18 protein-coding genes are annotated in these 18,045 nt (G+C 67.0%); 13 read left to right on the top strand and 5 right to left on the bottom strand.

The genetic code is table 11. From position 1 onward, the window contains the following. Positions 1-74: 74 nt before the first annotated feature. Entirely contained in the window at positions 75-1,598 is a 1,524-nt protein-coding gene (locus AB1411_06055) for an anthranilate synthase component I family protein (protein ID MEW6543158.1), read from the bottom strand. A 132-nt stretch (positions 1,599-1,730) separates the two neighbouring features. Between AB1411_06055 and AB1411_06050 the strand changes: the two genes are divergently transcribed. From AB1411_06050 to atpF, 4 genes are all read left to right on the top strand, one after another. Continuing rightward, positions 1,731-1,949 (top strand): AtpZ/AtpI family protein, encoded by a 219-nt coding sequence (locus AB1411_06050; protein MEW6543157.1) that lies wholly within the window; start codon positions 1,731-1,733, stop codon positions 1,947-1,949. Positions 1,950-1,968: 19 nt separating this feature from the next. Beyond that, on the top strand, positions 1,969-2,715 hold the full coding sequence (locus AB1411_06045; GenBank protein MEW6543156.1) for a F0F1 ATP synthase subunit A: 747 nt from the start codon (positions 1,969-1,971) through the stop codon (positions 2,713-2,715). A gap of 89 nt (positions 2,716-2,804) precedes the next feature. Then, positions 2,805-3,035, top strand: a complete 231-nt coding sequence (gene atpE, locus AB1411_06040; protein MEW6543155.1) for an ATP synthase F0 subunit C — start codon at positions 2,805-2,807, stop codon at positions 3,033-3,035. Positions 3,036-3,109: 74 nt separating this feature from the next. Next, positions 3,110-3,619, top strand: a complete 510-nt coding sequence (atpF, locus tag AB1411_06035; GenBank protein MEW6543154.1) for a F0F1 ATP synthase subunit B — start codon at positions 3,110-3,112, stop codon at positions 3,617-3,619. A gap of 67 nt (positions 3,620-3,686) precedes the next feature. Here atpF and larE read toward each other — a convergent pair whose 3' ends face one another. From larE to rlmN, 4 genes are read right to left on the bottom strand one after another with little or no spacing between them, the layout of a single operon-like run. Next, on the bottom strand, positions 3,687-4,481 hold the full coding sequence (larE, locus tag AB1411_06030; GenBank protein ID MEW6543153.1) for an ATP-dependent sacrificial sulfur transferase LarE: 795 nt from the start codon (positions 4,479-4,481) through the stop codon (positions 3,687-3,689). 16 nt (positions 4,482-4,497) lie between these two features. Then, a complete protein-coding gene (locus AB1411_06025) occupies positions 4,498-5,877 on the bottom strand; it encodes a pitrilysin family protein (GenBank protein MEW6543152.1) in 1,380 nt (459 codons plus the stop codon). Beyond that, complete coding sequence (locus AB1411_06020) at positions 5,877-7,262, bottom strand: pitrilysin family protein (protein ID MEW6543151.1); 1,386 nt, start codon at positions 7,260-7,262, stop codon at positions 5,877-5,879. The genes AB1411_06025 and AB1411_06020 overlap by 1 nt, the downstream gene beginning before the upstream one ends. A 10-nt stretch (positions 7,263-7,272) precedes the next feature. Beyond that, positions 7,273-8,385: a 23S rRNA (adenine(2503)-C(2))-methyltransferase RlmN gene (gene rlmN / locus AB1411_06015; GenBank protein MEW6543150.1), complete on the bottom strand. Its 1,113-nt coding sequence runs from the start codon at positions 8,383-8,385 to the stop codon at positions 7,273-7,275. Between the two features lie 212 nt (positions 8,386-8,597). Between rlmN and AB1411_06010 the strand changes: the two genes are divergently transcribed. From AB1411_06010 to AB1411_05970, 9 genes are all read left to right on the top strand, one after another. Beyond that, a complete protein-coding gene (locus tag AB1411_06010; protein ID MEW6543149.1) occupies positions 8,598-10,802 on the top strand; it encodes a transglycosylase SLT domain-containing protein in 2,205 nt (734 codons plus the stop codon). A 95-nt stretch (positions 10,803-10,897) separates the two neighbouring features. After that, positions 10,898-11,149, top strand: coding sequence for a cell division protein ZapB (gene zapB / locus AB1411_06005; GenBank protein ID MEW6543148.1), 252 nt, complete (start codon positions 10,898-10,900; stop codon positions 11,147-11,149). Then, positions 11,146-11,439 carry a cell division protein ZapA gene (locus AB1411_06000; protein MEW6543147.1) on the top strand — a complete coding sequence of 98 codons (294 nt, stop codon included), beginning with the start codon at positions 11,146-11,148 and terminating at the stop codon, positions 11,437-11,439. The genes zapB and AB1411_06000 overlap by 4 nt, the downstream gene beginning before the upstream one ends. A gap of 565 nt (positions 11,440-12,004) precedes the next feature. Continuing rightward, positions 12,005-13,573, top strand: a complete 1,569-nt coding sequence (rny, locus tag AB1411_05995; protein MEW6543146.1) for a ribonuclease Y — start codon at positions 12,005-12,007, stop codon at positions 13,571-13,573. 91 nt (positions 13,574-13,664) lie between these two features. Further along, positions 13,665-14,444 (top strand): TIGR00282 family metallophosphoesterase, encoded by a 780-nt coding sequence (locus AB1411_05990; GenBank protein ID MEW6543145.1) that lies wholly within the window; start codon positions 13,665-13,667, stop codon positions 14,442-14,444. Between the two features lie 63 nt (positions 14,445-14,507). Then, positions 14,508-15,857, top strand: coding sequence for an exodeoxyribonuclease VII large subunit (gene xseA / locus AB1411_05985; GenBank protein MEW6543144.1), 1,350 nt, complete (start codon positions 14,508-14,510; stop codon positions 15,855-15,857). Between the two features lie 78 nt (positions 15,858-15,935). Beyond that, positions 15,936-16,193, top strand: a complete 258-nt coding sequence (xseB, locus tag AB1411_05980; GenBank protein ID MEW6543143.1) for an exodeoxyribonuclease VII small subunit — start codon at positions 15,936-15,938, stop codon at positions 16,191-16,193. Between the two features lie 62 nt (positions 16,194-16,255). Beyond that, positions 16,256-17,032: a TlyA family RNA methyltransferase gene (locus tag AB1411_05975; GenBank protein ID MEW6543142.1), complete on the top strand. Its 777-nt coding sequence runs from the start codon at positions 16,256-16,258 to the stop codon at positions 17,030-17,032. Positions 17,033-17,095: 63 nt separating this feature from the next. Next, positions 17,096-18,019 (top strand): NAD-dependent epimerase/dehydratase family protein, encoded by a 924-nt coding sequence (locus AB1411_05970; protein ID MEW6543141.1) that lies wholly within the window; start codon positions 17,096-17,098, stop codon positions 18,017-18,019. Positions 18,020-18,045: the final 26 nt, after the last annotated feature.

The raw sequence follows: 18,045 nt of genomic DNA, 5'->3' as shown, positions 1-18,045 counted from the left end.
GAAGCGTATCTCGTGAAGCGTCCAATTCCAAGCTTCCGGAACGAAATACGAACGACGCTTCACGAACAACGAATCTAACTTTCTCTCAATGCCTTCAGGAGCGCTTCGGCTTTGTAGAGCGTCTCGTCATATTCGCGGGCCGGGTCGGAGTCCGCGACGATCCCGGCGCCGACCTGCAGGGACCCGCGGCTGCCGGCCAGCACCAGCGTCCGGATGACGATGTTCAGGTCCAGGTCGCCGGACCAGCCCAGGTACCCGAGCGAACCGGTGTAGGGCCCGCGCCGGACCGGCTCCAGCTCCTCGATGATCTCCATGCAGCGGATCTTCGGCACGCCGGTGATCGTTCCGCCGGGAAACACGGCCCGGATCAGGTCGAACCCGTCGAGCCCGTCGCGCAAGGCGCCCGTCACGTTGGACACGATGTGGCTCACGTGCGAATACCGCTCGAGGACCATGAATTCGTCCACACGGACCGTCCCGTAACGGCAGACGCGCCCCAGGTCGTTCCGTTCGAGGTCCAGCAGCATCAAATGCTCCGCCCGTTCCTTCTCGTTGGTCAGCAACTCCTCCGCCAGCCGCCGGTCCTCCGGCAGGCTCCGCCCGCGCGGCCTGGTGCCGGCGATCGGGCGCGTGTCCACCCGCCGGCCTTCCAGGCGGACCAGGCGCTCCGGAGAACAGCCCACCAGACAGAGGTCCTCAAACAGCAACAGGGCTGAGAAGGGGGAGGGATTCACGAGCCTGAGCCGGGCGTAGAGCGAGGAGGCCGACTCACGAGGAGGAGAACCGTCGGCTGGGCTTAGGCCCATGGTGAAGCGGTGCGAGAGGTTGGCCTGGTAGATGTCGCCGGCGCGAATGAACTCCTGGCACTGACGCACCCGATCCATGTAGGCCTCGCGCGACTGGTCGGGCTCGATGGTCAGGGGAGTCGGAGCCGTAGCAGGAACGAAGGCCGGTCTGGGCGCGGTGAGCCTGGCTTCGAACTCGGCCAGGCGGTCGCACCCCTCCCGATAGAGCTTCTCCCGCGGCTCGCCGAGCAGCCGGCCGAGCGGCGGGGCAAACATCACATGGAGCGTGCGCTCCCGGTGGTCCAGCGCGGCGACGAGATCATAGAACCCGAAGGACAGGTCCGGCGCGGCGAGGTCGTCGCGGGCCCGCTCGGGCAGGTGCTCGAAACGCCGGATCAGGTCGTAGCTCAGGTAGCCCACCGCCCCGCCGAAGAAGGGGGGCAGACCCTCGGGCCTGGGCATCCGCGAGGCCCGCAGGAGCGACGCGAGGGCGTCGAACGGATCGCCTTTGTGCCGGGTCGGCTCGTCGTGGCGCCGTACTTCGTAGCGGTCGTCCTTTCCGGTCAAGACGAGGTAGGGATCGCTCCCCAGAAACGAATAGCGCGCGATCGGCCCGCTGCCCTTCCCGCTCTCGAGCAGGAACGAGGGCCGGCCCGGTGCGGCAATTCTCCCGTGGAGCTCGAAGGCGTCGGCTTCCGGCAGCGGCAAAGCGACGGCCAGCGGCTCGGGCCGCTCCGCCCGGAGGAATCTGGCGCGCGACGGGCGAATCATGCGCTCGTTGTACCACAGGCAGGATCGGGGAGACCAGGGCATCCTCTCCCTTGACAATTCCACCGTCTGTTTGATTGAATAGCGCGCTTTTGCAAAGCAATGCAGAGCGATGAGTGCTGAGTGCTGAACAGCAGACATTCAGCGTTTATCGTTCTGCATTCAGCGTTGTTAGGCATGCCGCCCTCGAGCGATCCGTTCTATGCGGGGTTGGGGCAGGCGGTCCGGATCGGGACCGAGTTGCTGGCCTCGTTGATCGTCGGAGGCGGGCTCGGCTGGCTGACGGATACCTACCTGTTTGCCTCGTCGCCCTGGGGCCTCGTGGTGGGGTTGATCCTGGGCCTGGCGGCGGGGATCCGGGGCGCTTATCGGGCGGCCCAGCGCTGGCCGCAATAGGCAACTAAAGTTGGTGGACATGGAAAGTCCGTTACACCCGTTTGAGCTCCACCAGTTGCTCCACATCTCTCTGTTCGGCTTTGACCTGTCCATCAACAAGGCCGTGATCATGATGTGGGTGGTGGTCGGGCTGGCGGCGTTCCTGCTGATCAGGGGCGGCGCGGCGCGGCGGCTGGTGCCCGGGAAGCTTCAGAGTTTGGCCGAGCTGCTGGTGGATTTCATCCGCGGCATCATCCTGGACACGATGGGGAAGGATGGGATGCGGTTCTTCCCGTTCGTGGCGACGCTCTTCGTGTTCATCCTCTTCTGCAACCTGCTCGGGCTGATTCCCGGCTCCTACACGGTCACCAGCCAGATCGTGGTCACCGGGGCGTTTGCCCTGACCGTCTACGCGATGAGCGTGGTGCTGGGCTTTCTGCTCCACGGCGTGAAATTTCTGGGAATCCTGGTGCCGCCGGGCACGCCCGGCTGGCTGCTGCCCCTGATGATGCCGATCGAGCTGATCAGCCAGCTTGCCCGGCCGATCTCGCTGGCGGTCCGGCTCTTCGCGAACATGACGGCGGGACACGTGATTCTGGGCGTGCTCTTCGGCCTCGCCATCACGGGCGGGCTCCTGATCGGGTGGCTGCCGTTCGCGTTCACGATCGCGATGAACGCGCTCGAAGTCGGCATCGCCTTCATCCAGGCCTACATCTTCACGGTGCTCACGTGCGTGTATCTGGGAGACGCGATGCACCTGCACGGGCATGACGCGCATGCGCATTAACGAGAGCCGCCCGCATCACCCGTTGCATCGGAGCGGCAACGGGTACTTGGCCATCAGCTCTTAGCTACTCAAGGGAGGATCAAAAGACAATGGATTCCGCAGCATCGGCACTGTTGGGCATGGGATTGGCGGCGGCGGGCTTCGCCGGCGCCGGCGTGGGGATCGGTTACATCTTCGGCAAGATGATCGAGGCGGTGGCGCGTCAGCCGGAGGCGGAGGGGCGGGTCGGCAAGTACATGTGGATCGGCTTCGCGCTGGTCGAGGCGATCGCCCTGTACGGGCTGGTCATCGCGTTCATCATCATGGGGCTCCGCAAATAAAACGCTGAGTGCTGAATGTTGAATGATGAATTGATTCAGCGTTCATCGTTCATCGTTCTGCGTTGGGTTGGTCCATGCCACAATTTGAGTCGCAGTTCTTCTCCTCGCTGATCTTCTGGGAGGTCGTCTCCTTCGGCATCCTCCTGTGGGTATTGTACAAGTACGCCTTCCCGCCGATCCTGGAGACGCTGGAGACGCGCGAGCGCAAAATCCGGGAGAGTTTGGAGCAGGCCGAGCGGCACCGCGCCGAGGCGGAGCGCCAGATGCGCGAGTACGAGGCCAAGCTGCAGGCGGCCTCGAAGGAGGCCGAGGCGGTGATCGCGCAGGCGCGGGAGCGGGCGCAACGGTTGCTGGAGGAGAACGAGCAGCGTCTCCAGGCCGAGGCCGAGCGGATCAAGGGGGACGCCCAGCGCGAGATCGACCACGAGCGTCGCAAGGCGGTCCAGGAGATCCGCAATCAGACCACCGAGTTGGCCCTGCTGGTGGCGGAGAAGGTGGTGGAGCGGAGCTTGAGCGATGCGGACCACCGCCGCCTCGCCGAAGAAGCCCTGCAGGCGGTCGCCGGCAGCCACCGGGACAGGTGACGCGTGACGGGTGACCGGTAGGACTCCTCTGACGCTTCTTTACCCGTCGCGTCTGACGTTTCACGTCTCACGAGTTCCCCCCGCCGCGTCGGTATCCTTCCGGGTCCACCGTCACGGATCGAAAGCCCAGCTCCTTGAGCCTGGCGCTGACGCGGGCGCCGCGATCCTCCTCGGTCAGCCTCGGGATCTCGTCGCTCGCCACTTCGATCCGAGCCGCGTCTCCGCGGTCCCGCACCCGGACCAGCCGGAATCCCTCCCGGTACAGGACTTCCTCCGCCTGCTCGACCCTGGTCAGCTTCTCCTTCGTGATCGGGAGGCCGCGCACGATCCGCGACGAGAGGCAGGCGGCGGCCGGCTTGTCCCAGTTCGGCAGGCCGAGGTCTCTGGCCAGGTTCCGGACGTCCGCCTTGGACAGGGCCGCCTCCACGAGCGGGCTCCGGACCCCGCGTTCCCTGGCCGCCACCAGGCCCGGGCGCTCGTCGCCCAGATCGTCCAGGTTGGTGCCGTCCGCGATCCCCTCCAGACCCAGGTCCCGCCGCAGCTTCTCCAACCCTTCGTAGAGGTCCGTCTTGCAATGGTAGCAGCGGGTCGCGTCGTTGCGGACGAAGTCGGGGATCTGCAGTTGATCCGTCTCGATGATCAGGTGGCGCGCGCCGATCTCGGCGGCCACCCGCTTGGCTGCGTCCAACTCGAGTTGGGGGAACGTGGGGGACACGGCCGTGACGGCGACGGCCCGCGGCCCCAGCACCCCGTGCGCGACCTTGAGGACCAGCGTGCTGTCAATCCCGCCCGAGTAGGCTACGAGGACCGAGCCCATCTCCCGCACGAGTTGCCGGAGCCGCTGGTGTTTCGTCGCGAGCATGGGGCCCGCTCTCGCCTCACGGTTTGTTGTTGACTTTCGCCTTGCTGAGGTTCCCGACCACGACGAGGGCGTAGTGGTCGGGATGGATGTACTGTTTGGCGACCCGCAGGACGTCCTCCTTCGTGACCCGCTCGATCCAGCGGGGATACTCGGCGAAGTAGTCGAGCCCGAGGTTGTAGAACTCCACCAGGCTCAGCACGTCGGCCAGCTTGGCGGTGGAGTCCAGGCGGAGGGGGAAGCTCCCGATCAGGTAGGCCTTCGCGTCCGCCAGCTCCTCGTCCGTGACCGGACCGTTGCGGATGCCGTGCAGCTCCTTCAGCACGCCGGCGATGGCCTGGTTGGCCGTCTCGTTCCTGGTCTGGAGGCTCACCATGAAGGAGCCCGGCATGAGGCTCGCGTTGAACGTGCTGTTCACGCCGTAGGCCAAGCCCTGGTTGTCGCGGATCGAATCCATGAGGCGCGAGGAAAACCCGCCGGCGCCCAGGATGTAGTTCATGACCGTCACCGCGTAGAAGTCCGGGTTCGTGCGGCTGATGCCGAGGTGGCCGAGCAGAATCGTCGCCTGTGTCAGGTCTTTGTCGATGAGCCGGACGACCGGTTTGTCGATCGGCCGGGGATGGCCGGTCGCGCGCGCCGGCCTGTCCCCCCGCTTCCAGGCGCCGAAGTGCTTGGCCACGAGCCCGCGCGCCTGCTCCAGCGTGACGTCCCCCACGATCGCCAGGATCGTCTGGTTCGGCACGTATTCCTCGGCGAAGAACTGCTGGAGATCGGCCCTGGCGATCTTCGGCAGGGTCTCCTCCATGCCGTTCACCGGCCAGCGGTAGGGATGGTCCGCGAACACGAGCTGGTCGAACGCCTTGGCCGCGATCGTGGTCGGCTCGTCCTTCTCGCTCTGGATCTCGCCGAGGATCTGGCTGCGGACCCGCTCCAGCTCCTTCTCCGGAAAGGAGGGGCGCTGCAGCACGTCGGCCAGCAGCTCGAACCCCAGCTCCGTGTCCTTCTTGAGCACCCGGGCCGAGACGGTCGTGAAATCGTCGGTGGCCCTGGCGGCCAGCGAGCCGCCGACGAGCTCGATCTGCTCGGCGATCTGCTCGGCCGTCCGCGTGGCGGTGCCCTCGTCCAGCAGACTCGCGACGAGGTTGGCCAAGCCGGCCTTCTCGGCCTGATCCTGGGCCGATCCGGCCTTGACCAGCGCCTGGATCTGGACGATCGGGACGTAGTGCTGCTCCAGGACCAGCACGGTCAGCCCGTTCGGCTCCACGAACCGGACGGGCTTGATCTCGGCGGCCTGGGCCGATTCAGTTCGGAACGCGAAGCAAGAGAGGGTCAGGAGCAGGCTGACCAGCAGACGGGCCGCCTTCCGCGTGCTGCATGCTGCGCGCTGGTTGCGGGCCATCAGCGGGCCTCGCTCATCATCGCGGTCGAGTCTTTGGGCGGGACGGGGAGGAGGATGCCGACCGTGCGGGCGTCCTCGGCGAAATAGCGACGGGCCACCCGCTGCACGTCCTCCGCCGTCACGTTCCGGATCCGCTCCAGGAAGCGGTCTGCGTGTCGCCAGCCGGCCCCGATGGACTCGGCCTGAGCCCACAGCATGGCCAGGCGGAAGTTGGAGTCCTGCCCGAAAATGTGGGAGGCCTCGATCTGGTTCTTGACGCGCTGGAGCTCGGCGGCCGTCGGCGGCTCCGCCTTGATCTTCTCGATTTCCCCGTAGAGGGCCTGCTCCACGTCCTCCACCTTCTCGCCCGGCTTCACGACCGCGAAGAAGTAGAAGAGCTCGGGGTCGGCCTGGAGCAGGCTGTACTCGGCGCCGACGGCCAGCGCCTTCTTCTGTTCGTAGACGAGGCTCCGGTAGAGGCGCGAGCTCTTGCCGGAAGAGAGGATCGATTCCAGGATCGTCAGCGGATAGGAGTCCGCGTCCGTATAGTTCGGCACGCGATACCCGACCATCACGAACGGGAGCTGGGCCTCGCGCTTCACGATGATGCGCCGCTCGCCCCGCTGTTCCGGCTCGGCCGGAATCTGCGGCGGCGGCACGGGCCGGGCCGGGATCGGCTCGAACAGCCGCTTGATCGTGGGCAGCAGCGCGTCGGCCTTGACGTCTCCGACCACGACCAGCGTCGCGTTGTTCGGAACGTAGTAGGTGTCGTAGTGGCGCTTGAGGTCCTCCCGCGTCATCGCGTTCAGGTCGGAGAACCACCCGATGATCGGCCAGTGGTAGGGGTGGACCATGAAGGCCTGGGCGAACAGCGATTCGACCAGGAAGGACTGCGGGTCGTCCTCGGTCCGCAGCCGCCGCTCTTCCTTGACGACCTCCCGCTCCAGCTGGAACTCCTTGTCGTCCAGGAGCAGGCCGCGGAGCCGGTCCGCTTCCATCTCCAGCGCCAGCTCGACCCGGTCGGCCGCCAGGTTCTCGAAATAGCCGGTGAAGTCCTGGCTGGTGAAGGCGTTGTCGTTCCCCCCGTTCTTACGGATCGTCCGGGAGAACACCCCCTTGGCGTGCCTGGGGGTCCCCTTGAACATCATGTGCTCCAGCATGTGGGACAGGCCGGCGCGCCCCATGACCTCGTTCCGCGAGCCGACCTTGTACCAGATCTGGATCGTGGCGACCGGCGCCTTGGGGACTTCGGCGATCAGGACCTTGAGCCCGTTCGCGAGGACGAATTCCTTGGGCTCGACCGCCCCCGTCGGCGCCGGGTGGATCAGGGAGACGCTGACAAGCGCGATGAGCACGGAGATGGACAGGAGCGGGAGCGACCCGGCGATGCGTGAACGAAAGGCCATGCGGAGGAACCTAGCAATCGGCTCCTGCCGGTGTCAAGACGACCGGCTCGGGGCGGTCCGCGGGTACGTCTCCGAGTTGCCCGCAGGCCCCCAACACGTCTCGTCCCTTGCTCTTGCGGATGAAGGTCGGAATGCCCGCCCGTTTCAGCACGGACTGGAAGCGGAGGACCGCCGCTTCCGCCGGCCGCCTGTAGGGACTGCCGGGAAACTCGTTGAACGGGATGAGGTTGACCTTGCACCGGAGCCCGGCCAGGAGCTTCACGAGCCGCTTGGCGTCCGGCTCGCTGTCGTTCTCGCCGGCCAGCAGGACATACTCGAAGGTCAGGCGTCGGCGCGGGGGCAGAGGATAGGCCCGGCAGGCGGCCAGCAATTTTTCCAGCGGATGCAGCCTGTTGACGGCCGGCATGAGCCGGTCCCGCTGCTGGTTGGTCGTGGCGTTCAGGGAGACCGCGAGGTTGACGCCCAGGGGGGCGACCTCCTTGAGACGGGAGGCCAGCCCGGCCGTGGAGAGGGTGATGCGCCGGGCCGGGATGCCCACGCCCCACGCGTCGTCGGTCAGCCGGCGAACGGCGTCCGCAACGGCGTCCAGGTTGGCCAGCGGCTCGCCCATGCCCATGAGGACCAGATTGGACAGCGACTCGTCCGATTCCAGCCGGTCCTGAACCGTCAGCACCTGCTCGACGATTTCGTGGGCCTTCAGATTCCGCTTCAAACCCATGTGGCCGGTCAGGCAGAAGCCGCAGTCCAGCGTGCAGCCGACCTGCGTCGAGACGCAAAGGGTCAGGCGGCCTTCCTCCGGGATCAGAACACTCTCCACCGCGAGGCCGTCCTCGAGGCGGAGGAGAAATTTCTTGGTGCCGTCGGCCGATTGCAGAACCCGGCAGTCGGCGGCCCGCCTGACCGTCGTGATGGCCTGCAACCTGGTCCGCTCGTCCGTGGAGAGGTCCGTCATCTCCCGGACGTCTCTCGCCCGGCTCCGATACAGCCAACGGAGAACTTGCTGCGCCCGATACCTGGGCCAGCCCAGATCACGGACGAGCCGCTCCATCCCCTCACGGTCGAGGGCCAGGAGGTTGACCGATGAGGACGGCGGGGCGACTGGCTGGCTGACCGTTGTGCGCATCGTACAAAAGGAGAGGGGAAGCCGAGTGCCGAGAGCCGAAAGCCGTTTCATGCAGCCTATCACAGCGTTTGATCGGGGGACAAGGCGCGGACGCGGCGTCGTGAGCGGACGGTGGTCCGTTGGCTTCACGGCATCACGTTGGTATAATGGACGTTACGACTAGTTCGTCCTCCATGACCCGGGGCCTATCAGCCGCGCGGTTCCGATTGCGCGTGAGTGCCGCCTTCTTTGTGCTTGCCGCCTGCCTCCTCTTCTCCGGTTCCGTTTCCGCCGTGCCCGACTCCGGTGAGTCCGTCTGCGAAACCCCTGAGCCCTGCTATCGTGACGCCGTGGCCCTCGCTGGCTCTACCGGTTCGACCGGCACGGTGAACGGAGACCGGGTCCGGGCGGCACTGGATCGGTTGGAACTGGTTCGGGAGCGGCATCCCGGATCGGTCTGGGCCAGGCGTGCGGGACTCCTGATGGGCGTCCTGCTGACCGATCGGGATCCGGCCGACGCGGTCCGGTTCCTGCGGGCCGCGCAACGGGACCTGCCCGTGATCGAGGATTACGTCCGGCTCTGGATGGCCGAATCGCTGCTGCGCCTGGGTGAGGCGGCTCGCGCGGCGGTCCTGTTCGAGTTTATCCCGGAGGCCGTGCCGGATACCCTGCTCGGTCCTCGCGTGGCCTATCGGGCCGGCGCGGCCTGGTATCAGGCCGCCCAGTGCGCGCGGGCGGTGGACTGGCTGGCCCGCGCCGTGTCGGCGGTCCCCCAGGACCCGGCCGCCCCCGGGGCCTTGCTGAACCTGGCCGACTGTCAGATCCAGGCGGGTCAGCCGGAGGAGGCGCGTACGGCGCTCCTACAGCTCTGGGCCCGCTACCCTCACACCCAGGAAGCGCGTGAGGCGGAAGTTCGTCTGGGCAAGGTGACCGGCGGCTCGTGGCGCCCGTCCCCCGACGACCTCTTCGGGCGGGCCCAGGCGTATCTGGCCCTGTCCTTCCACGAGGAGGCGGTTGCGGATCTGCAGAAGTTCCTCGCCGCCGCGCCGAACGATCCCCGGCGGGGCGAGGGCAAGCTCAAGCTGGGGATCGCGCTCGTGCGGCTGAAGCGGTATGACCAGGCGCGACGGGTGTTTCAGGAGCTGGTGGCCGAACGGGCCGTCGAGTCGGGCGAAGCGGCCGTCTGGCTGGCCCGGGTCCATCTGCGGCAGGGAGACGGGGAGCAGTTGGTCGCCCTCTCCCAGTCCCTGGGGCGCGTGTCCGCGTCGGGTGAACAGAAGGCCACGGTCCTGGGCTTCGTCGCCAACTGGTACGACGACCAGGGCAAGTGGGAGCCGGCGATCCAGCACTACCGATCGGTGGCGCAGGCGGACGCCGCGGCCGGCCAGCGTGCCGAGGCGCTCTGGCGGATCGGCTGGATCCATTATCGGACTGGGCGCTACCGCGAGGCGGTGGAGACGCTCCAGGATCTGGCCGCGAGCAAGGATGACGGGCAGCTCGCTCCTCGGGCCCTATACTGGGCCGGACGAGCCCGCGAGCGCCAGAGCGAGGCCAAGGCCGCGGAGCTCTACCGGCAGCTCTGCCGCCGCTACCCTTACACGTACTACTGTCAGCTCGCCCGATCCCGCGTCGACGCCTCGACGGGGGAGCCGGTGCCGGTCTCGGGGCCTCCGGCGCTGGCGGACGGAAGCCCGCTCCTGCACGACGTGCATGCTCGCCGGGCCGCGGAGTTGAAGCTCCTCGGTTTGGATCAGGAAGCGGCCAGGGAATGGGGCTCCCTCGTCGAGCGCTACGCCCGTGATCGCGACGTACTGGTCGCCCTCTCCTCCCTGCTCAGCGAGGCGGGCGCCCACTACCAGGCCCTCAGGCTGGCGCGGCTGTATTTCAAGGACGCGCTGGAGCGGGGCGGGGACGCGGTGCCGCTCGCGCTCTGGCCCGTCGCCTATCCGACCGCCTACCTGCCCACGATCCGGGAGAACGCCGGCGGGCTCGTTGATCCCTACCTGGCGGCCGCGATCATCCGCGAGGAGAGCCAGTACGATCCGCGGGCCGTCTCGCGCGTGGGGGCGGTGGGGCTCATGCAGGTGATGCCGGACACGGCCCAGGCGGTGGCCAGACGGCGGGGCATGGCCGCGGTCGGCCGGGACGAACTGTTCGATCAGGAAACCAACATCCGGGTGGGCGTCCGCTACCTGGAGCAGTTGCTCCAGCAGTTTTCCGGCAACGTCATGCACGCGGTGGCGGCCTACAACGCCGGACCGCAGGCCGTGACCGGCTGGATCGCCAAGAACGGGGCCAGGGACGCGGACGAGTTCGTGGAGCTGATCCCCTACCAGGAGACCCGGCTCTACGTCAAACGGGTGCTCCGCAGCTACCGCGAATATCGCCGGCTCGGCGGCGCCGCCTGCGGGCCCCGCTTCCTTGACAAGGTCTGCTGAGGCTTCTATAAGAAGCCGACAGCGATCAGCAGTCAGTTGCCGACCGGCGGTCAAAGCTGACTGCTGATGGCTGAGAGCTGAGAAGAGGAGGACGGATGGCACTGGATAAGATGGATGCCCTGGAGGCCCGGGTGCGGAGCCTGGTCGAGCTGGTTCAATCGCTCAAACGCGCCAACACTGCGTTAGAGGGAGAGCTGCGGTCGGCACGACAGCAGCTCCTCAAGCAGGAGGAATCGAACCGACGGTGGGAAGACGAGCGGGACGATATCCGCTCGCGGATCGAAAAGGTGTTGGGCGAGCTGGACGTCTTGGAGTGCATGGAGCAATCCAAGGAGGTGGCGTCTTGAGGACCTCACAGGTGGAGATCTACGGCCAGCGGTATGTGATCCGAGGGGACGCGGACGAAGAGTACATCAGACGGGTGGCGGCTCACGTGGACGAGCAGATGCGCAGCCTCGCCAGCGGCATGAAGACCGCGACCCCCGTCAAGCTGGCCGTGCTGACCGCCATCAACATCGCGCATCAGCTGTTTCAGGCCGAGCAGATCCGCCAACAGGAGGGGGCGGCGGTCGAGCGACGCGCCCTGAGCCTGCTGGAATCCATCGACGAGCAGTTGGAGCCGGCTCACCGCCGCTGAGCGGGGTGCGCGGCGGGAGAAGCCCTTGCATTGCTCGTTCGTATCTGCTACGGTACGTTCACACTGACTTGGGGAGCCTGGGCAGGAATCACAGGAAGCCCCGATGCAGGTTGGACCGCGTGGCTTCGCAAGGAGACGGGATAACGCATTGACGGTTGTTTCGAACGAGAAGATGATGCAGTTGTCGGTGATACGCTGGATCGTTGAGTGGGGAAAGACAGTGCTGCTAGGAGTTCCCGCCGGCCGAGCGCCATTTGAGGCCGGCTGGTGGGGCTGGCCAAGGTGGGCGGGGGAAGCCGATCGGGCGACGCCTGATCGTCCGGATCCGACGCCCGATCGCCAGTTGGCTCTCGTGAGAGAGGCGAGACCTCGCGCGTATCCAAGGGGTCGGCCTCGTCCCCCTCGACTCGACTCGTTCAGCCGTCGGTTGTCCTTCGTGCCTCGTCCCACGGTCTGATCCGCTACGACGGCGGGCGTCCGAGCCCGTCCTGCTTCGGTCCGCTGACCTCCTGTTTCTTATCCAGCTCCCGGATTGCCCTGATTCTGCCAAAAGGGGGTGGAGACCATTCTAACGACCGTTGTCATCTACGGGATCGTCGCGCTCCTGGGCGCGCTCGTGGGGATCGGAGTCGCCGCCGCGCTCCGGAGGAAGGCCTTGGCCGCCAGCCGGAGCCAGGCCGAAGAGCAGGCGCGACAGGTTCTCCAGGGAGCGGAACGGGAGGCGGAGAATCTCGTCAAGGAAGCCAAGCTGGAAGCCAAGGGTCTGCTGTTTCAGGCCAAGGCCGAGCTTGAAAAGGAGGAGAAGGAGAAGCGGTCGGAGCTTGCCTCGCAGGAGAAGCGGCTGCTCTCCCGCGAGGAAAATCTGGACCGCAAGACCGCCACCGTCGACAAGCGCGAAGCCGAGATACAGAAACGCGAGCAGGCCTTGGCGAAGCGCGACGAGGCGATTGCCGCCAAGGAGGCCGCCTGCGATCGGGCTGTCAAGGAGCATCGGGAGGCGCTGGAGCGGGTCGCCGGCATGACGGTCGAGGAGGCCAAGCGCCAGCTGTTGAGCGAAATCGAGAGCGAGGCGCGGCTCGAGGCGGCCGGCGCTGCCAAGCGCATCATTGACGAGGCGAAGGAGAATGCGGAGCGGGAGGCGCGGGAGATCATCGCCCGGTCCATCCAGCGGGTGACGCGAGATTACGTCTCCGAGGCGACCATCTCGGTCGTGCCGCTTCCCAACGACGGGATGAAGGGCCGCATCATCGGGCGGGAGGGGCGCAACATCCGGGCGATCGAAGCGGCCACGGGGATCGACCTGATCATCGACGAGACGCCGGAGGCGGTCATCGTGTCCGGATTCGATCCCCTGCGCCGGGAGATCGCCAAGGTCTCGCTGGAGCGGCTGATGCAGGACGGCCGGATCCACCCGACCCGCATCGAGGAGATCGTCGAAAAGGTCAAGACCGACCTCGACAAGCTGATGGTGGAAGAGGCGGAGAAGGTCATCTTCGAGGTGGGGCTCGCGGATTTCCATCCCGAGCTGGTCAAGGTGCTGGGCAAGCTGAAATACCGGACCAGCTACGGGCAGAACAACCTCTACCACGCCCGTGAGGCCGCGTACATCTGCGGGACCATGGCGGCCGAGCTGGGCCTGGACGTGAAGCTGGCCAAGCGGGGTGCGCTGCTGCACGACATCGGGAAGGCGGTCAGCCACGAGGAGGAGGGGCCCCACGCGATGCTGGGCGCGGAGATCGCCAAGCGCTACGGGGAGTCGCCGAAAGTCGTGAACGCCATCGCCGCCCACCACGAGCAGGTCGAGCCGATCTGTCCGGAAACCGTGCTGGTGGCGGCGGCGGAAGCCTTGTCGGCGGCCAGGCCCGGGGCCAGGCGAGAGGCGCTCGAGTCGTACGTCAAGCGGCTGGAAAAGCTGGAGTCCCTGGCGACCGGGTTCAAGGGGGTGCAGAAGGCCTACGCGATCCAGGCGGGCCGGGAGATCCGCGTCATCGTCCGGCAGGACGAGATCAGCGACGCCGATTCGGCGCTGATGTCCCGGGAATTGGCCAAGAAGATCGAGCAGGAGCTGACCTACCCGGGCCAGATCAAGGTGACCGTCATCCGCGAGAGCCGGTACGTGGATTACGCGAAGTGAGGCGTGGGGTGCGAGGTTCGAGGCGCGAGGCTGGGCCGAGGCTGTTTTGGCCCCGCGCCCCGCGTCCCTTACCTCGTGCCTGGGCGAAGCCATGAAAGTTCTGTTCATCGGCGACATCGTGGGGGAGCCGGGCCGGCGGGCGATCGCGCGCACGCTTCCCAGGGTCGTCGCGCAGCACGGCGTCGACCTGGTCGTCGGCAACGGGGAGAACGTGGCCGGCGGGTTCGGGATCACTCCCGAGCTGGCCGGTGAGCTGTTCGATCTGGGGCTCTCGGTGATCACCACCGGCAACCACGCGTGGGACAAGAAGGAGATTGTGGAGTTCATCGGGCGGGAGCCGAGGCTGCTGCGGCCGGCGAACTATCCCGACGGGGCCCCGGGACGCGGGAGCCTGGTGGTGGAGACGGCCGGCGGGGAGCGGCTCGCGGTGCTGCAGCTGATGGGGCGGGTGTACATGCCGTCCCTGGACTGCCCGTTCCAGGCGGCCAGGCGGGAAGTGGCGAAGCTCAAGGCTGAGACGCGGGCGATCATCGTGGACATGCACGCGGAGGCGACTTCCGAGAAGATGGCGATGGGCCATTTTCTGGACGGGGACGTGACGGCGGTGGTCGGCACGCACACCCACGTCCAGACCGCCGACGAGCAGATCCTGCCGAAGGGGACCGCCTACCTGACGGACATCGGCATGACCGGTCCGGTCCACTCCGTGATCGGCATCAGGAAAGAGCTCGCCATCGAGAAGTTCCTGACGCAGATGCCGCGCCGCTTCGAGGTCGCCTCCGGGCCGGCCGTCTTCAGCGCGGCGTTGATCGAGCTGGACGGGGCGATCGGGAAGGCCGTCAGCATCCAGCGGCTTCGGATCCCGGAATGATCGGCAGGCGCATGCGATGGAGTCTCCCGTCCGCCTGCTTGCGTCGCAGGTGATCGTATCCGCATGGGCGCGGGCGCTCAGCCGAAGCGGATTCTCACGGTCAGCGAACTCACCGCGCTGGTTCGTGACCGGCTCGAGCAGGAGTTCCCCGACGTCTGGATCGAGGGCGAGGTGTCCAACCTCCGGACTCCCTCCTCCGGGCACCTCTATTTCACCCTGAAGGACTCCGACAGTCAGCTCCGGGCGGTCCTGTTCCGGACCGGCGCGCAGCGCCTCCGCTTCGCGCTCCGGGAAGGTCTCCAGGTCATCGTGCGCGGCCGCCTCACCGTGTACGAGCCCCGCGGGGAGTACCAGGTCATCCTGGACTATCTGGAGCCCAAGGGCGTCGGCGCCCTGCAACTGGCGTTCGAGCAACTCAAGGAGAGGCTGGCGCGCGAGGGGCTCTTCGACGAGGCCCGCAAGCGGCCGCTGCCTTTCCTGCCGCGTCGGGTGGGGCTGGTGACCTCTCCGACCGGCGCCGCCGTCCGGGACTTGCTGGCCGTGCTCGCGCGCCGCTGCCCCTCCCTGGGCGTCGTGATCTGTCCCGTTCCGGTCCAGGGGGCCGACGCGGCGCCGCGGATCGCGGAGGCGATCCGCACGCTGGGCGCCTCCGGTCTCGTGGACGTGATGATCGTCGGGCGGGGCGGCGGGTCGTGGGAGGATCTCTGGTGCTTCAACGAGGAGGCGGTCGTCCGGGCGATCGCCTCCTCGCTCGTTCCCGTGGTGTCCGCCGTGGGGCACGAGATCGACTACACGTTGGCCGATTTCGCGGCGGACTACCGGGCGCCGACCCCTTCGGCTGCGGCGGAGGCGGTGGTGCCGGTGCGGGAAGAATTGTTCCAGACCCTGGAGGACCTCCGCTCGCGGCGGGAGCGGGCGATGCGTCTGTGGCTGACCCTGGCCCGGCATCGGGTCGAGGCTTGCGAAGGGACCCTCTCGGTCCGGGTGCTGCCGCTCCAGCGTCATGCGCAGCGGCTGGACGACGCCACCGGCCGGTTCTTGCATGCGGTGCAGGATTCGCTTCTGGGACTCCGGCAACGGCTCGTGGCATCCCGGCATGAGTTGGGCCTGGCGAGTCCGCTGGCCAGAATCCGAGGCGCGCTCCTGCTGGTGCCGCAGCTGTTGAAGCGCACGGAGCGGAGCGTGGCGGGCACGCTGGCCCTCCGGCACCAGGCGGTGCGTTCGTTGGCCCTGGCCTTGGACGGGCTGAGTCCGCTGGCGATCCTGGCCCGCGGCTACGGGATCGTGCAGACCGTTCCGGACGGCCGGGTGGTCCGGCGGGCGACCGACGTCTCGATCGGGGACGAGGTGCGCGCGAGACTCGCGGAGGGCCAGTTGCTCTGCGCGGTCCGCAAGGTCCTGCCCGATCGTTGAGCGCTTGACCCCGGAGGCCGTGAGGGTATAATAGCGTCCGCCGATTCGCCGGCGCGCGCCGTTCACGAGGAGGTCCGTGTGGCTGCGATCAAGTTTGAAGATGCCATGGCCCGGCTCGAGACCATCGTGGCGGAGCTGGAGAAAGGCGATCTGTCGCTCGACGAATCGCTGAAGATTTTCGAAGAAGGCGTCAAACTGTCCAAGACCTGCTTGAAGATGCTCGATGATGCGGAACGGAAGGTCGAGGTGCTGATTCAAGACAAGGACGGCAAAAAGCGGCTCCGTGCCTTTACGATTGACGACGAAGAGTCCGGCGATTCGTCCCCGTCCACCTGACCTGCCTGCCGAGTCGGCGCGGCTCCACGGGCGCCCGCTCGTCCGGCCTTTCCCGACCCACTATGGTCCGCAAGGCGTCTCCGGCCCGCGAACGATTGGATCGCGCGCTGGTCGTACGCGGGCTGGTGCCGAGCCGCGAGCAAGCGGCACGATTGATCCTTGCCGGGTCGGTGACGGTGGACGGCGTCCCGGTGGACAAGCAGGCGAAGCTCGTGTCGGCCGACGCCAGGATCGAGGTCGCACACCGGGCCTCGCCGTTCGTGAGCCGCGGCGGGGGGAAGCTGGCGGCGGCGCTGGATGCGTTCGGAATCGATCCGACCGGCCTCGTCGCGATGGACGTCGGCGCCTCCACCGGCGGGTTTACCGATTGTCTCCTGCAGCGGGGGGCGCGCCGGGTCTACGCGGTGGACGTGGGATACGGGCAGTTGGACTGGCGGCTGCGGCAGGATTCCCGGGTCACGGTCCTGGAGCGGCGCAACATCCGCTACCTGGAGCGGTCCGCCGTGCCGGAGCCGATCGATCTGGCGGTCATCGACGTCTCGTTCATTTCGCTCACGCTGGTGCTGCCCTGCGTGACGCCGTTTCTCGGCGATCCGGCCTGGGTGATCGCCCTCGTGAAGCCCCAGTTCGAGGTCGGCCGAGGACTGGTGGGCAAGGGCGGCATCGTCCGTGACGAGCGGCTGCGCCGCGCGGCGGCCGAGAAGGTCCTGGCCTGTGCGGACGGCCTGGCCTTGACGCAGGTCGGGGTCCTGGACTCCCCCGTGCCGGGGCAGAAGGGCAACCGGGAAGTGCTGGTCGGACTCAGACGCATGACGGAGGACTCGGCCAGAGCAACGTAGCGTGCAGACGGATAACGATCGGCTGGGCTCTTCGGTGGCGTTGGGAATGGCGATAGGGATGGCATGAAGATCGTGGTGACCGGGGGAGCCGGGTTCATCGGCTCTCACCTTGTGGACCGCCTGATCCAGGAGGGCCACGAGGTGGCGGTGGTGGACAACCTCTCGACCGGCAAGCGGCGAAACCTGAACCGGGCCGCCCGCTTCTACAAGCTGGACATCCAGGGCAGTCGTCTGGAGCGGGTATTCCGGAAGGAGCGTCCGGCGATGTTGATGCATCTGGCCGCCCAGATGAACGTCCGCCGGTCGGTCGAGGATCCGATTTTCGATGCGCAGGTAAATGTCCTCGGCACGATCAACGTGCTCGAACAGGCCGTCCAGCACGGGGTGCGGAAGGCCGTCTTCACCTCTTCCGGCGGAGCCATTTACGGAGAACAGGAGGTCTATCCGGCCCCGGAAACCCATCCGACGAAACCATTCTCACCCTACGGGATCAGTAAGCTCGCCGGCGAGTATTACCTGACCTATTACCAGCAACTCAGCGGGATCCAAGCCGTGAGCCTCCGCCTGGGAAATGTCTACGGGCCGCGCCAGGATCCGCACGGGGAGGCCGGCGTGGTCGCGATCTTTGCCCAAAAGATCCTGGCCGGTGAGCAGCCGGTGATCAATGGAAACGGCCGGCAGACCCGGGATTTCGTCTACGTGGACGACGTGGTCGAAGCCTACTTGGCGGCGATAGGAAAGGATGTCCAGGGGACCTACAATGTGGGCACGGGGGAAGAGACCTCGATCAACGATCTGTTCCGGCTGGTCGCGGATCTGACCAACCCGGGCTGCAAAGAGCTCCACGGGCCGGCGAAAAAGGGAGAGCAGCTGCGCAGCTCCGTGGACTCCAGCAAACTGCGGCGGGAACTTGGATGGGAACCCCGGGTCCTGCTTCGGGAAGGCCTGGCCCGGACCGTGGAATATTTCCGCGGGCTGGGAACGTGAACGGTCCCAGCCGGAGACTCACGAAT

Source organism: Nitrospirota bacterium (assembly GCA_040757595.1).
GTDB lineage: Bacteria > Nitrospirota > Nitrospiria > Nitrospirales > Nitrospiraceae > JBFLWP01.
The sequence above is the reverse complement of the archived record's forward strand: the minus strand, read 5'-3'. Positions and strand labels throughout refer to the sequence as shown.

Excerpts from the sequence above, each read along its gene's own strand:
- larE (MEW6543153.1), bottom strand. The coding sequence starts at position 4,481 with ATGCTCGCGACGAAACACCAGCGGCTCCGGCAACTCGTGCGGGAGATG.
- AB1411_06045 (MEW6543156.1), top strand. The coding sequence starts at position 1,969 with ATGGAAAGTCCGTTACACCCGTTTGAGCTCCACCAGTTGCTCCACATC.
- AB1411_06055 (MEW6543158.1), bottom strand. The coding sequence starts at position 1,598 with ATGCCCTGGTCTCCCCGATCCTGCCTGTGGTACAACGAGCGCATGATT.
- AB1411_06025 (MEW6543152.1), bottom strand. The coding sequence starts at position 5,877 with ATGGCCCGCAACCAGCGCGCAGCATGCAGCACGCGGAAGGCGGCCCGT.
- zapB (MEW6543148.1), top strand. The coding sequence starts at position 10,898 with ATGGCACTGGATAAGATGGATGCCCTGGAGGCCCGGGTGCGGAGCCTG.
- atpF (MEW6543154.1), top strand. The coding sequence starts at position 3,110 with ATGCCACAATTTGAGTCGCAGTTCTTCTCCTCGCTGATCTTCTGGGAG.
- xseA (MEW6543144.1), top strand. The coding sequence starts at position 14,508 with ATGGGCGCGGGCGCTCAGCCGAAGCGGATTCTCACGGTCAGCGAACTC.
- AB1411_06050 (MEW6543157.1), top strand. The coding sequence starts at position 1,731 with ATGCCGCCCTCGAGCGATCCGTTCTATGCGGGGTTGGGGCAGGCGGTC.
- AB1411_05975 (MEW6543142.1), top strand. The coding sequence starts at position 16,256 with ATGGTCCGCAAGGCGTCTCCGGCCCGCGAACGATTGGATCGCGCGCTG.
- AB1411_06020 (MEW6543151.1), bottom strand. The coding sequence starts at position 7,262 with ATGGCCTTTCGTTCACGCATCGCCGGGTCGCTCCCGCTCCTGTCCATC.
- rlmN (MEW6543150.1), bottom strand. The coding sequence starts at position 8,385 with ATGCGCACAACGGTCAGCCAGCCAGTCGCCCCGCCGTCCTCATCGGTC.
- AB1411_05970 (MEW6543141.1), top strand. The coding sequence starts at position 17,096 with ATGAAGATCGTGGTGACCGGGGGAGCCGGGTTCATCGGCTCTCACCTT.
- AB1411_05990 (MEW6543145.1), top strand. The coding sequence starts at position 13,665 with ATGAAAGTTCTGTTCATCGGCGACATCGTGGGGGAGCCGGGCCGGCGG.
- atpE (MEW6543155.1), top strand. The coding sequence starts at position 2,805 with ATGGATTCCGCAGCATCGGCACTGTTGGGCATGGGATTGGCGGCGGCG.